The following is a 14977-nucleotide window of genomic DNA, read 5'->3' on the forward strand; positions in this document are numbered from 1 at the left end:
ACATGATTAAGCTCGGTATTGTTATGGACCCGATCAGCGACATTAACATCAAAAAAGATTCGAGCTTTGCGATGTTATTAGACGCACAAGCACGCGGCTATCAATTGTTTTATATGGAAATGCATGACCTTGCTATGGTCAACGGTAAAGCCATGGCCACGATGCGTGAATTATCGGTTAAGCAAGATGCTGATCAATGGTTTACATTAGGCGAGTCTGTTGATACTCCGTTGGCCGAACTTGATGTGATCTTAATGCGTAAAGACCCACCATTTGATACCGAATTCATCTACGCGACTTATATGCTTGAACGTGCGGAAGAAGAAGGTGTGTTGATTGTTAACAAACCGCAAAGCTTACGTGATGCCAATGAAAAACTGTTTACGGCATGGTTTTCTGAATTTACACCTGAAACCATTGTGACTCGTGATGCGAAACGTATCAGAGCATTTCACCAGCTAAAACAAGACATCATTTTAAAACCACTAGATGGTATGGGCGGCACGTCTATTTTTAGAGTGAAAAAAGATGACCCTAACGTTGGTGTGATTATCGAAACATTAACCAGTTATGGTCAACAGTACGCAATGGCGCAAGCCTTTATTCCAGAAATCACTCAAGGTGATAAGCGTATTTTAGTGGTGGACGGTGAACCGGTACCTTATGCATTAGCCCGTATCCCGATGAAAGGTGAAACCCGTGGCAACCTAGCTGCTGGCGGCAGTGGTGTAGCCCAACCATTGTCAGAAAGTGATTGGAAAATTGCGCGTGCTATTGGTCCTGAATTGAAAAAGCGTGGCCTTATTTTTGTCGGCTTAGATGTTATTGGCGATAAGTTAACTGAAATCAATGTAACTAGCCCAACCTGCATTAAAGAAATTGAAGCAGCGTTCGACGTTAATATTACCGGCATGCTTATGGATGCCATCGAAGCCCGTATTAGTCAGCTAAAATAGGATTAATCATGCATTTTTTATCTACCTACCAACGGATAATCAGCAGATTATTATTGGTATCTAGCTTGATCGTAACGGGGGCTATGGCTGATGAAGTCATTATGTCGCCTGCAGTTGCTAATACAGCAAGTAATAATGTACCAACCGTGGGTCCATCAAGACCTAAAAATATCATCATTATGATAGGTGATGGTATGGGACCAGCTTACACCACCGCCTATCGTTATTATAAAGATAATCCTGACACAGAAGAGATTGAACAAACTGTGTTTGATCGCTTACTCGTTGGTATGGCAAGCACTTACCCAGCTTCCGTCAGTGGTTATGTCACCGACTCTGCCGCATCTGCCACAGCACTGTCAACTGGGGTTAAAAGTTATAATGGTGCCATTGCCGTTGATACCGAAAAACGCCCACTCACAACCTTAATGGAAAAAGCCAAAGCATTAGGCTTGTCAACGGGTGTAGCAGTTACATCCCAAGTAAACCATGCTACACCTGCAGCATTTTTGGCTCATAATGAAAGCCGTAGTAATTATATAGATATTGCTGAGGCTTATTTAACATCTGATGCTGATGTGATTCTTGGTGGTGGCCAGCAATATTTCACTCCAACATTACTTGAGCAATTTAGCGCTAAAGGCTACCAGCACATCAGTGAATTCTCTGAGCTAGCATCAGTGACTACGCCAAAAGTATTGGGGCTGTTTGCAGATGTACAATTGCCTTGGGCCATTAATGATAAACAAGCGCATAAACTCAGTCATATGACCCAAAAGGCATTAGATTTACTGTCACAAAATGAGCAAGGTTTTGTATTGTTAGTTGAAGGCAGCTTAATTGATTGGGCTGGCCACAGTAACGATATTGCTACCGCTATGGGTGAAATGGATGAATTTGCATCCGCTATCGAAGTGGTTGAACAATTTGTTCGTCAAAGTAAAGACACCTTGATGGTTGTGACAGCAGATCATAATACCGGTGGATTATCAGTTGGCGCACATGACAAATACGAATGGCACCCTGAAGTACTGCATAAGGTTAAAGCCAGCCCTGATGTCATTGCTACCAGTGCTATTGCCGAAGACAATTGGCAGCCTTTAACGGCAACGCTTCTTGGCTTTACTCCAAATGAAGCGCAATACAGTCAATTACAAAGCGCACGCATGCAAGGTAATGAACCATTATCAATCGCACTGCGTAAGCTAATTGATATTCAATCGAATACCGGTTGGACAAGTGGCGGTCATACCGCTATGGATGTCCAAGTCTTTGCTGAAGGCCCTGGCGCTAGATTATTTAGCGGTCATCAAGACAATATTGATATTGCGATTAAAATGTTTAGCTTATTGCCACAATCGGTGCAAACACCTTAATCAATGACTGACGGCTATGTCTAACACAATCCTCCGCTATCAACGTGAAGGGTTGTGTTAATATCAGTGTGTTTATCTTATCACTAGCATTATGAGCAACCGACGTGTTAACAAATCCATCTCAAGCGTTAATTAGAAACAGTAAATACTTTCAGCAACATAGTGTGTTAGTGCTCAATTATGAAGCTGATACCTTTGCACATCAATGTCTTGAGTTTGCCGATAATGTCACCGCCCTAGCGCTAGATTATAATCATCACCTCACATTGTCCTCTTGCGCCAATGAAAAATTACAAAGCTATTTTGGTCATCAACTGCCAGAGTCATTAGCTGATACAAAATTTGATAGCGTCATTATTTACTTTCCCAAAGCAAAACCGTTAATGGGTTATTTACTGCAACTGGCTGCACAGCATTTGAATGTTGACGGCCAATTGATCATTGTGGGTGAAAATAAAGGTGGGATTAAATCGATTGCAAAACTCACACCTGATTATTATTCGCAGCCAATCAAACAAGATAATGCCCGCCACTGCTTGGTATATGTCAGTTATTTAATCCAAGCAGCACCAACGCTATCGATAAGAGATTGGGTAAGCCAATATTCACTAGAGACTCCACAGGGAACACTGCAAATTTGTAATGCTGTCGGTGTTTTCAGCGAGAAACGTCTTGATCAGGGTACCGATTTACTGCTGTCACATTTACCGGATAACTTACGCGGCAGAGTACTCGATTTTGGTTGTGGTGCTGGGGTCATTACAGCTGCGCTGCTAAAAGCCAATCCAGAGTTAACCATTGAGTGCATTGATATCAATGCAATGGCGTTACTCTCATGTGAATTAACCCTAGCAGCCAATAGTATGCAAGCAAAGGTCTATCCTTCTGATGGATTTAATCAAATCACAGGCAAGTTCGATGGCATTATCTCCAACCCGCCGTTTCATGATGGGTTAACCAGCACGACAGATATTGCTACACAATTTGTCCAGCAAAGTGCCATTAGGCTAACATCAAATGGCATATGGCAAATTGTCGCAAATCGTCATTTACCTTATTCAGAGACTATAGCGACGCATTTTGGCAAAGTGAATGTGGTAGCAGAAAACAATAAGTATAAATTGTATCTCCATCAACGATAATTCCAACAACGCGACTCAGCTTCACTTATAAGCGACAAAGCTAGCTTACTGCTGGAAATGCAGATTAATATCAGCTAAATTGGCTCAAAGGCAAAATAACGCACATTTTCGGATTCATTTCGTTGGTATTCTATTTGCCTCTTATGACCTGATATAAAAATAAAAACAAAGGATGTTATGCTAGAGCCTTCACTCGTCGCACTAAGTGCAGATAAAAATAAAGTGGAATTACGTATAATTCCCAATACTCACGGCCCTGTGTCAGCAGAGGATATCAACGCCTTACTCACACAGGCTGCTTTTGCTATGCTTTTTCCTATTACCCCAGCAATTACTAAAGCTGTAGCGGAAGTTAATGCCCTTTGCGGTCAAAACCCTGGGGATCACGAACTATTTTTCGCCATTGCAGAGCGCAAAGACGGTGTAGTGAATATCAATGTCAGCGACGATAAAATGCAAGCTAGCATGAAAATCACTTCAGCCTGGGGCGGCAAAGATATCACCCTACCAGATGTGCTTAATACCCTTAAAAATCAAAAAATAAAAATGGGATTGAGTAAACCTAAAATCATGGCACTCATGCAACGTTTGTCGATATTGCCACCAGGAGAAAGCTGTGAAGGCATCATCGCCTGCGGCAAAGCGGCCGTTAACGGCGAAAATGCGATATTAACCCGTAAAGTTGCTTTAGCTCGTGAGCGCTTATTACAACCACAAGAACGTGAAGATGGCTCAGTCGATATGCGTAATTTAGGCGCATTGATTACTGTTAAGCCCAACGATGTCTTGATGGTTAAAAACCCTTCAACCATCGGTACCCCTGGTTTTAATGTTCACGGCGATGTACTGCAACAAATTCCAGGTAAAGATAAACCAATGGAACCTGGCACAGGCACCAGCTTACACCCTAAAGATCAACATAAACTCATCGCAACAGTGTCAGGTCAACCGGTTGAAAATCGCAACGGTATGCAAGTTGACGATATGCTGCAAATTAAAGATGTAGACGTGCGCTATGGTCACGTTAATTTTAAAGGCAGTGTTTTAATCACCGGCGATGTACACGAAGGCATGGAAGTAAAAGCTAGTGGTGACGTGACCGTGATGGGCTTTGTTGAGTCTGCTTCTATTGAAGCTCAAGGTGATGTCATTGTCAGCAAAGGTGTTATTGGCCGTTTAATTAAAGAGCACGAACTCAGCACCAAAATAAAAGCTACCGGGCAAATTTGTGCCCAGTTTGTGCAGTATTCCCATTTAGAGGCTCTCGGTAATATTCTGGTCACCAAGCAGTTACTTCACAGTAACTCAACATCAGGTGACACTATAACCGTGAGTGATCCACAAGGAAGACGTGGCGACTTAGTCGGCGGTATTGCTACTGCGGCAAAAGGCATTAGAGCCATTGCATTTGGAGCGACTGCCGGCACCAAAACTGAGCTGTTTTGTGCCATGCATCAAGGTGAATTAAAACAAGAGCTTAAAGAATTAGATGACAGCATTAAAGGCATGGTTGTTGCGGGCTTAGAAATTGAAGCAAGATTACGTAAATTACCGCCCAAAACCGAATGGCAAAGCGATGCCGGCATGATTGAGCAAGTCAAAATGATGCTCGATCAAAAAAATCAAATGGCAGCAGAACGCATTAAAGAAGAAGTGGAGTACACGCAACATCTTAACGAAGTTGAAGGTTATTATAATAATTACGTCATCAAAGCTGAAAAACACATTTTCACCAACGTCGAAATTCATATAGGTGCTGCATTCAAACGCAGCCAACGTGAACATGGTCCGTGTATTGTAAAAAACGTCAATCAAGAAGTATCATTCGATTACAGCAATCGCTAGCTATTAGTGGATTAGGTAAATCAAATGTGGATAAACAGGTAACTATGCAACAAATAAATTGGCCAGCCATACTGCAGTTTGATCAAGATGATGAGCTAATGTATCTGGTTAACTATCAGGATTGGTTGGGCTTTATTTGTGCCAACCAATTTACGGTCCAGGCTGAAGATAAACTTATCGACAGCGCTGGCCATGTGTATAGCATCCAAAAACATCCGCCACTGGACCCCAGTGTGGCAGAACTGCCCGTACTGGTTAAACTTAATCAAGATATGAGCGTGTTACAGTTACTCCCCCTTGTGCGCCAGTATGGTCAGTTTCAAGGGCATTGCTGCAGTGCAAAAATAGTCTTTACCACCATTGAGCAAGGCATTGCGACTGTGGCTGAATTAGAACAGCTTTATTAGCAACGTATTCAGACTGAAAATTTACATAATACTTCCTTTTTAGCATTACCTACCTTTAACTGACTAACAACGGGCTCATGTTTAATACTTAACCTGAACTCAATCATAAAGCCAAGCTAATGATTAACGAATATAATTGTCGAACCCATTGAGCAACACACATAGCTCTGGCAAAATGCCCCCATGCTCACCGTCCATAAACCCTGAGAATCCTTAATGGAATTACTAAATATTGAATGTCTAGGTAAACGTCTGCGACTAGAAGGCTCGATTGCGGGTTGGCAGCAACTTTATTGGGATAATCAACTGGTATCGCAAAAGTCTGCAAGCGCTAGTGACCAAGCCTTTCATATCCATTCATTTGAACTGACCACTCAAACATCGGTACCGACTGAAACAAATATCAACAACGACGAACCCGTTAACCCCAATATTGGTTCACTACCGGTACGATTAGAAATCGATGTTAACTGGCAACCATTTCAACTGGATTATTGTTTATTAATAGATGATGAATCCATAGCCCAAGGTCAACGAACCGTTGAAGATATTGAGCGTCAAACACCTGAAATTGCAGCAGTAAAAAATCAAAAGCTCAGTGTTGTTGGGCTGGCATCATTAGGTTTTAAGCTACTAAAAAGTGCCAAGGTGGTTAAGGTCCTTTTTGCTGGAGCCAGTGTTGCCGCCTATTCTTGGTTATTTTCATTTGAATTTGCCTTAGCGCTTATCGGTTGCTTAGTATTTCATGAATATGGTCATATTCGAGCGATGAAACATTTCGGCATGAAAACCAAAGGGATCTATTTAATCCCTTTTGTTGGCGGCTTAGCGCTAAGTGATGAACGCATCAACACCCGCTGGCAAGATGTGTATATTTCGATTATGGGCCCCACTTTTGGACTCATTTTATCGATTATCTCACTAGGACTTTATTGGTTAACTGGTAACGTATTCTTTGCTGGGTTAGCGGCATTCAATGCGCTGCTAAATCTGTTTAATTTACTGCCCATTTTACCTCTCGATGGCGGGCATATTTTAAAAAGTATCAGCTTTTCGATGAATAGTGTTGTTGGTCTAGTTGCTTGTATTGCTGGTGCCGCTATTGGTGTATTCATTAGCTATAGCTTAGGGCTCGCCTTACTTGGCTTTTTGTTACTGATCGGCAGTGTAGAAATTGTATTTGAATGGCGCGGTCGTCATCAAAGTCATTTATTGCCGCTAGATCGTTACGGGCAAATTTTCTCTACAGTATGGTATTTGCTCACGGTAGCAAGTTTAGTGGGTATTATTTGGTATTTTGCGGCTTCTGGCGACGAAATGTTAGCGATTCCGCTGCAGATTTTAGGCAGTTAATTGTAATTTACACATCTACAAAAACGCCTGCAATTGCAGGCATTTTTGTTTTACTTAGCCAAAGCTGTTAATCAACTAGGTTGTAATGAAAACACATTAGTCATCACCTTATACAACTCCGTTCCTTGAAGTACCGATGCTGAAGCAAAGTGCAAAATAGGCACACAATCCATGGGTAAACTAATGGCTTGGTAAGCCTGCTCAGAACCATACAAGTCTATGCGTAAAATGTTCACTAAAGGTTTGCCAGCTGTTAATGGTTCGCCAACACTCGCACAATACTCAATTAAGCCAGCTTTAGGAGCATAAAACTTCTTATAATCCTTCAAGTAACACCCAAACCTTTCCATACCGGCTGGATTAACTTTTTCAGCAATCACGCCGCGGTGGCTTAAATAAGCCAATATGCCTTTGGCATCCTCTAACGCATCTGCTAAATCAATCCGTTCTTGGCTTGCAAGCTCTAAGGTAAATGCAGACACTGGTACGGAAAATTCTCGGCCTTGACTGGTCGCATACTCGGCTAATTGCCACCAAGGACAAAAGGTCGCTTCATCCATCGCGCCGCCAAAGCTATTGGGGATAATCAATGTATATGGAATCGAAAAAAATCTCGCCGCATCAATGTCATACTCGGGGCAGTATAAGTGTTTGCATGATTTAGGGCCGGTATGCAAATCAAGCACGATGTCTGCTTGGTGTGCCATAGCCTGTAAATTTACCGCTAACCGATGACCTGTAGAAATCCCAAAAGAATGAGTTAGACGCGCCAGGCAAGTTTCTACCAACATTGAACGATAGGCGCAAAACAGTTCACTATTGGTTAAATGTTGGTGCTCGGAATACCAATTTTGAATATCGACGTTGTGATCAAAATACTCGCGGTTCCAATTAACCCCTGTAATGGGATCAAAACGCCCTAAAGTAAACTCACCACTCTTTTGATTAATTCCTAAAGGATTGGCTAAGGGTGCAAGCGTAATATCACCTAAAACCTGATAACCTTCCAACAAGGTCATCAGTTGATAAATTACCGCATTACCCTGCACTTCTGCGCCATGAACATTGGCCTGAATATACACACTCGGCGCTGAGTTTTCGCTACCCATGAATGAATATATTGGAACGGTCAATGTTTGCCCTGTCGCCAGTTCTCCAACTTGAACTGACGATTGTATTGCTTTAGTCATATGATGATACCAATCTCATTAAATATCTGGTCAGTTCAGAGTCTCTTAGGTTTTTCAATTCAAGGCGCATTGATGTAGAAATGGCTGTTCCCTTTTAAATCGATGCAACACAGAAGTTGAATACCTGAGAGACTCTATTCTGGCAGGTTTCAAAGTACTTTATGCTTCATTAGATGTTTTCAAAATACGACTGCATGGTCTATTTTTTTCTATAAAAAATAAGACACTCCCACTATCCATGGCGGTCAGATACTGGAGGTAGAGTAACGCAGGAGCTTGTTACCGAGAATTACTATTCGCTTCAATCATCTGCCTTGCCTACAGCACTTTGAACTCCCGCTCAAAGAGCGCATATTTAATAGGATTGGTATTACTCAAACAGGTTTTGGTGCAAAGCATTAACCACTTGCGCCGCTTCCGACTCTGCTACCAACACACATAAATTATGTGGGCTTGCACCTTGGCAAATCATCCGAACATTATGGTTTTCAAGCACTTTAAATACCCGACTACAAATGCCAGCCGTCGAAGCAATACGATTACCGATGATGGCGATTAACGCTAAATCTTCCTCAACTCTTACACGACAATGTTGCGATAACTCTTGTAGTAATGACTCACTGAGTAACCCTTGACCACTTGAATCAGAACCCGTTTTATCTAGGGTTAGCGAGACGTTAACTTCCGAGGTCGTGATTAAATCGACTGATATTTTGTGTCGAGCTAATGTCGCGAACGTTTCAGCCAAAAAGCCCTGAGCATGTAACATTTGCAAGCTATGCAAGTTAAGTAAAGTTTGATCGCGGCGCAATGCCACCGCTCTAAACACTGGAGTATCTTCAACTTGATGACGTATCCAAGTACCGCCCAATTCAGGCGCTTTACTTGAACCCACAAACACCTGAATTTTTTGTCTTACTGCCGGTAAAATGGTGGCGGGATGCAATACTTTAGCGCCAAAGGTCGCCATCTCAGCGGCTTCATTAAAGCTAATTTCAGCAATCGGGCGGGCATTAGGGGCAAGGCGTGGATCAGTGGTATAAATACCGGCTACATCGGTCCAAATCTCAACCGCTGTGGCTCGAAGCGCTTCGGCAAGTAATGCCGCCGAATAGTCGCTGCCACCACGGCCTAATGTTGTGGTTCGCCCCTCTTCATCTGCACCAATAAAGCCTTGGGTAACAATAACGTAACGCGCGAGTAATGGCTGTAAAAAATCACCCGTTAACGTTGAAATAGCTTCAATCTGTGGCTCTGCACGACCAAAGTGACTGTCGGTACGTAATACTTGGCGCACATCAAAATGATTTGAAGCGGTGCCCTTTTCCCGAATAACCGCAGAAAATAAAATCGATGAACATTGCTCTCCCGTCGACAGTAACTCGTCCATAACCGCTTTACTGCGATTCAGTTCTAGCGATTCACTGAGTACAGACATCCGACTGAGTATTTTATCAATACTGGCTGCCACGTCTTGTGGACAACCGAGTTCATCTAATATCGCATATTGAATTTGAGCAATTTGCTTAAGCAATACCAAACGGCGTTCATCATTAACATTAGCTTGAGTTAACTCAACTAATAAATTGGTCACTCCGCTGGAGGCGCTTACTACCACAAGACGAGTAGCTTGATTAGCCAACACAATATCTGCACAACGGCTCATAGAGGCGTAATCAGCAACTGACGTGCCGCCAAATTTGGCAACGACTAATTCTGGGGTATCTATTTCAGACTGAACAAAGCTCATACTGATGCCTCCGCTGTTTGCGAAAGACTAAAAAATAAGATGTGATTTACTAACATGATATACGCTCCGAACACACTACGTTCGAAGAGCCTGGTGCTAAGATAACGCACCCTTATAGAAGGGAAACAGCAATCATCACCAGAAGCTCTCCACCAAAAAAATAGGTGACAATCGTTAGGATTCAGCCTAATCGACCGATATCAATGTTTGCCAAACAAACTGATACCTCGGCGCTAATCTCCATCATAAGTGGTCATCGGATTGGCATCCTCTCACTTACTACCTAGTTAACGCTCCTCTTCTGTTCCTCCCGAAGGAGTGAGTTGAAAATAGCAACAAATCCCCTATCAAGTCAATCAGCAAACACAGTAAAAATACACTGCTGCGATAAAAAATATCGTTGCGTTAAGATATTCTGTTGCTGTGCCCTCTAATTAATGATTGTTCTCTATTACGAAAAAACGCCAATATATATGCAAAAAATATTATGAACAGTAAATTACCGAGACAATCGAACATTGATTGTCCTCAAATAACACGTCAATTATTCTTCTACAGCGGTGCAGTTTAAATTACACCATTATTTACCCAGTATACGAGCCTATCTCAGGCCACTCACTCACCAACTTTAATCGGTGGTTAAAAATCCCCATATCAACTTCAGGTTTGATAATATCAAGGCACGCAATCAAAGATAGTAAACCTTGATTAACGTAGTAAATTGCATGTTGATTAAACTCTCTACCAAGCTCAACAGATTGTTCTTTATCAATAAAAATCGCCCAACTCTTTTCCATATACGACAAATCAGGTGCTGCACCGATTAGCGCACGATAGGGGCGGTTATATTGTTGAATTTTAGATTGAAGCTGACGATCGAGTAAGCGATTTTGACTAGGAGAGAGTCTTGAACCACGAGGGTTATGAGCAGTAACAATAGCAAATGGGAAATCATGTGAAAGGCGTTGAGTGAACAAAAAATGAGTGCTTTGATACTCATTCCACAATGTATCTATAACATTTTCCATAATAAATTTTCGTCAATTAAGCCAAAATTAGTCTAGCAGATAGGTTAGAGTTCTAAAAGGTTTGCTATCTAAATCAACAGTATTATATTAGAAAATCATTAATTATTATTACCTTAGCAAGGTTAATCTTTCATATACTTGAGCGTTATATTAATTTTTTAACATTTAATTTGTTAACAAATGCCTAAAACGAGTACAATAACCATCACGCACTATTAAATCACTGTAGCAAAGTTAGCTACATACACCTCAAAAACTCAGCAAATGTTGTTGTGAGTGTGATGATTTTTTGATGTAAAGTTTACAGTCGTACTAAAATTGTTCTACATTTGATAAAACATTAATACGATTAAATAAGTTTGCTATAGAAGGAACTATCTTTCTAAATCGCATTCATAGTAAGTAAGCTTAAGTGCAACAAATTTTACACCATCATGCATAAGTGCAAACACGTACCTTGGCGTAGTGGAAATTAATCGACGTAAGCAGACTCAGTAACCAGCATTAAGTGTTACATAATAGAGTTTATAGAGAGTGTTTAATTCAGGGTAGACATAGATAAACACCAAAAAATATCGGAATGTTAGCGCATTAGCTAAAGCGCTATTGCAATCTAATTAGCACACAGTTAGCAAACAGTGGCTAGAATCGAATTTTATAAAATCAGGTAAATATCATGCAAAATCCGCACATTTTAATTGTTGAAGATGAAGCTGTAACTCGTAATACATTACGCAGTATTTTTGAAGCTGAAGGTTATGTTGTCACTGAAGCTAACGACGGCGCAGAAATGCATAAAGCCATGCAAGACAATAAGATTAACCTTGTTGTTATGGATATTAATTTACCAGGCAAAAACGGCTTATTATTAGCTCGTGAGCTACGTGAAATTAATAACATCGGTCTTATTTTCTTGACTGGCCGTGACAATGAAGTTGATAAGATTCTAGGTCTTGAAATTGGTGCTGATGATTACATCACTAAACCGTTCAACCCTCGCGAATTAACGATTCGTGCTCGCAACCTATTAACTCGCGTTAATAATGCTGCAGCAGAAACTGAAGAAAAAGGTTCTGTTGAGTATTACCGTTTTAACGGTTGGAGCTTAGAAATCAATAGCCGTTCTTTGGTAAACCCACAGGGCGAAGCTTATAAGCTTCCACGCAGCGAGTTCCGTGCGATGCTTCACTTTGTTGAAAACCCAGGTAAAATTTTAACACGTGCTGACTTGTTGTTAAAAATGACTGGCCGTGAATTAAAGCCCCATGACCGCACTGTTGATGTGACAATTCGTCGTATCCGTAAGCACTTTGAAAGTTTGCCTGATACGCCAGAAATCATCGCGACAATTCACGGTGAAGGCTATCGTTTTTGTGGTGACTTAGAAGCATAATCTTTTAAGGTTAGCCGCAATAAAAAACCAGGTGAATCACCTGGTTTTTTTATATCTGCTTTTTAGTTAATCATGGAACGCCATAGTGATTACTTCAGCTGTTGATCTAAAAATGCCGCTAATGATTTATATAAATGATTACGTACTTTCTCGCCACGCATTGAATGTTTAGACCCAGGGTAATCCATCATTTGGAATAACTTACCCTCATCTTGTAACGCTTTATATACTCTAGTGCTGTTTTCAAACAGGACATTATCATCAGCCATACCGTGATACATCAATAAGCCCGATTGATAATTTTTTACATAAGGTAAAATACTGCTAGCGTCGTAACCTTTTTTATTGGTTAGTGGGTTACCCATATAACGCTCAGTATAATGAGTGTCGTACAAACGCCAATCCGTTACTGGCGCCCCCGATATTGCCGCTTTAAAATAACCTGGTGCCTTAAATTGACTCATTAACGCCATATAACCACCATAACTGTGACCATAAATAGCAATGTTGTCACCATCAATAAATGGCAAGCTACGTAAGTAATCAACGCCAACTTTTTGATCGTTTACTTCAGCATCACCCATGTTTTGATAAATCACATGTTCAAATTGAGTCCCACGGTGCGCTGAACCACGATTATCTAATTGAAATACCGCATAGCCTTGCTGCAGTAAATATTGAGTAAAATAATCTGCTTCGCTCCAGCTGTTGACCACTAGCTGAGCATGCGGCCCGCCATATACACGCACCACAACCGGATACTGCTTAGCGGCATCAAAAGGCACTGGTTTAAACAATCTGTATTGCAATGCTTGACCATCTTCAGCGCTTAATTGACCAAACTCAGGCATTTGCCATAAACCTGCATAATCATAAAGCGGATGATTTTTATCAATGTCATTTTGCTCAACCCAAGCTAACTGCTTGCCTGAGTCATTGTGTAAACTTATCTGCGGCGGTTGCTGTAAACTACTAAAGTAATCTAAATAAACGGGCTTTTTATCCGCAAATACAGCCTCATGCATACCCGACGCCTGGCTAATTCGCTCAATAGAATCCATACCTTTATTAAAATTAACCCGATACAAATGACGCTCAAAAACGCTGTCTTTTCGACCGCTAAAATACACCCAGCCTGTCGCTTCATCGACAAATTCAAGCGCATCAACCGCCCAATCACCTTGGGTTAATTGCTTAAGTTGTTTGCCCTGTAAGTCAAATAAATACAGATGATTAAAACCATCACGCTCAGAGCCCCAAATAAAGGCCGCTTGTTGCTTTAGGAAGTGTAAATCATTGTTTAAATTTACCCATGCTTTGCTGCGCTCTTCAATCACCGTTTTAGCTTGTGTCGGCTGAGAGATTGCAGCAATGCGTAGATCTAGCGTTTGTTGATCGCGGCTTTGCCATTGGAACGACACATGCTGGCTGTCGGGTAGCCAATCTACGCGAGGTAAATACATGTCCTTTTGTTTGCCTAAATCAATCCAGCTAATGGAGCGATCTTTTAAGGTCACGACACCCAGTGCTATCTCAACATTGGCTTTACCTGCATAAGGGTAACGCTGCTCGGTTAATTTAATCCCCTCGGCGTAAATTTCATTACGAGTCACTAACTCAACACCGGATTCATCGATACGAGTAAAGGCAATTGCAGACTCATCGGGCGCCCACCAATAGCCTGTCATGCGGTCCATTTCTTCTTGGGCAACAAACTCTGCCATGGCATTTTTAATTGGCCCTTTACCATCTGTGGTGAGTGCCGTTACTTTTTGGCTATCCAATGACAATACAAATAAGTTTTGATCGCGCACAAACGACACAAAGTGACCTTTTGGAGACAAACGCGCATCGGTTGCAAAACCGTCACCGGTTGCAAGCTCAGCCACCTTATTGCTGGCAACGTCATATAAATACAACTTACCCGCTGCAGGGATTAAAATATGTTGGCTGTCTTCAGACCAGAAATACTCCATGATCCCTTGGCCATAAATTCGTTGGCGCTCTCGGCGAGCTTTTTCTTCATCAGACAGTTCTCCAGCCTCTAATTGATCAGCATTAATCAGTACACTGCGCTTACCCGTAGCGATATCCATTTGCCATAAATCATACAAATGCTGATTATCGGCTCGGTTCGATAAATAGGTTACACGTTTTCCGTTAGGCGATAATGCCAACCCACGAGGGCTTGAGCCTGCTAAGGCTGGTGACGCATGAATACGTTCAATGGTCAGTGGTGTAGTGCTACCGTTGATTGCAGTCAGTGTCGCGGTAGTTGATGAGTTCATGATGCTGCCTTGAGCGGTTGCTGTTGCTGAAAAAACCGAGCTAGTAAAAAGAAGTGGCACGGCAGACACTGCCGCTAAAGCATGATGCTTCCATGTTGTTGTCATTATTATTAATCCTTGGGGCAATTCAATCCGCCCACATTTTGCCTCAATTAACAGTAAAACCAAAACCTCAGATAACAATCGCTGAAATTAGCGTCATTGTGGGGTATGATTTGCACATAACTGATAAGAATTAACAACATCGAC

Annotated in this window: 11 protein-coding genes and 1 riboswitch; of the genes, 7 read left to right on the top strand and 4 right to left on the bottom strand. The window is 41.6% G+C overall.

The window, feature by feature from the left end; all coding sequences use genetic code 11:
• Positions 1-2 precede the first annotated feature (2 nt).
• The 6 genes from gshB (at position 3) to H5181_RS05630 (ending at position 7079) form a co-directional block, all read left to right on the top strand.
• Positions 3-956, top strand: a complete 954-nt coding sequence (gene gshB / locus H5181_RS05605) for a glutathione synthase (protein ID WP_182750463.1) — start codon at positions 3-5, stop codon at positions 954-956.
• An 83-nt stretch (positions 957-1039) separates the two neighbouring features.
• Positions 1040-2332 (top strand): alkaline phosphatase, encoded by a 1293-nt coding sequence (locus H5181_RS05610; protein ID WP_404948492.1) that lies wholly within the window; start codon positions 1040-1042, stop codon positions 2330-2332.
• Positions 2333-2436: 104 nt separating this feature from the next.
• Positions 2437-3474 (top strand): methyltransferase, encoded by a 1038-nt coding sequence (locus tag H5181_RS05615; RefSeq protein WP_011636028.1) that lies wholly within the window; start codon positions 2437-2439, stop codon positions 3472-3474.
• Between the two features lie 177 nt (positions 3475-3651).
• Positions 3652-5319 carry a DUF342 domain-containing protein gene (locus H5181_RS05620; protein ID WP_182750465.1) on the top strand — a complete coding sequence of 556 codons (1668 nt, stop codon included), beginning with the start codon at positions 3652-3654 and terminating at the stop codon, positions 5317-5319.
• Positions 5320-5345: 26 nt separating this feature from the next.
• The gene (locus H5181_RS05625; RefSeq protein WP_182750466.1) at positions 5346-5726 is read left to right on the top strand and encodes a DUF4144 domain-containing protein; all 381 of its coding nucleotides are present in this window, start codon (positions 5346-5348) and stop codon (positions 5724-5726) included.
• Positions 5727-5942: 216 nt separating this feature from the next.
• Positions 5943-7079 (top strand): site-2 protease family protein, encoded by a 1137-nt coding sequence (locus tag H5181_RS05630; protein ID WP_182750467.1) that lies wholly within the window; start codon positions 5943-5945, stop codon positions 7077-7079.
• A gap of 71 nt (positions 7080-7150) precedes the next feature.
• Here H5181_RS05630 and H5181_RS05635 read toward each other — a convergent pair whose 3' ends face one another.
• The 3 genes from H5181_RS05635 to H5181_RS05645 all read right to left on the bottom strand — a co-directional run bounded on the left by H5181_RS05635 (position 7151) and on the right by H5181_RS05645 (position 11047).
• Positions 7151-8269, bottom strand: a complete 1119-nt coding sequence (locus H5181_RS05635) for a succinylglutamate desuccinylase/aspartoacylase family protein (RefSeq protein WP_182750468.1) — start codon at positions 8267-8269, stop codon at positions 7151-7153.
• A 370-nt stretch (positions 8270-8639) separates the two neighbouring features.
• Positions 8640-10019 (bottom strand): lysine-sensitive aspartokinase 3, encoded by a 1380-nt coding sequence (gene lysC, locus H5181_RS05640; protein WP_182750469.1) that lies wholly within the window; start codon positions 10017-10019, stop codon positions 8640-8642.
• Between the two features lie 134 nt (positions 10020-10153).
• Positions 10154-10328: riboswitch (Lysine riboswitch) on the bottom strand.
• Between the two features lie 275 nt (positions 10329-10603).
• A complete protein-coding gene (locus H5181_RS05645) occupies positions 10604-11047 on the bottom strand; it encodes a DUF3293 domain-containing protein (RefSeq protein ID WP_182750470.1) in 444 nt (147 codons plus the stop codon).
• 676 nt (positions 11048-11723) lie between these two features.
• On the opposite strand from H5181_RS05645, the gene arcA reads away from it, so the two are divergent.
• Positions 11724-12440, top strand: a complete 717-nt coding sequence (gene arcA, locus H5181_RS05650; protein ID WP_011636021.1) for a two-component system response regulator ArcA — start codon at positions 11724-11726, stop codon at positions 12438-12440.
• 89 nt (positions 12441-12529) lie between these two features.
• Here the strand turns inward: arcA and H5181_RS05655 are convergent, their stop codons facing one another.
• Positions 12530-14833, bottom strand: a complete 2304-nt coding sequence (locus H5181_RS05655) for a S9 family peptidase (RefSeq protein WP_182750471.1) — start codon at positions 14831-14833, stop codon at positions 12530-12532.
• Between the last annotated feature and the right edge of the window lie 144 nt (positions 14834-14977).

Origin of the sequence: Shewanella sp. SG44-2 (assembly GCF_014164215.1) — a bacterium.
Lineage (GTDB): Bacteria > Pseudomonadota > Gammaproteobacteria > Enterobacterales > Shewanellaceae > Shewanella > Shewanella frigidimarina.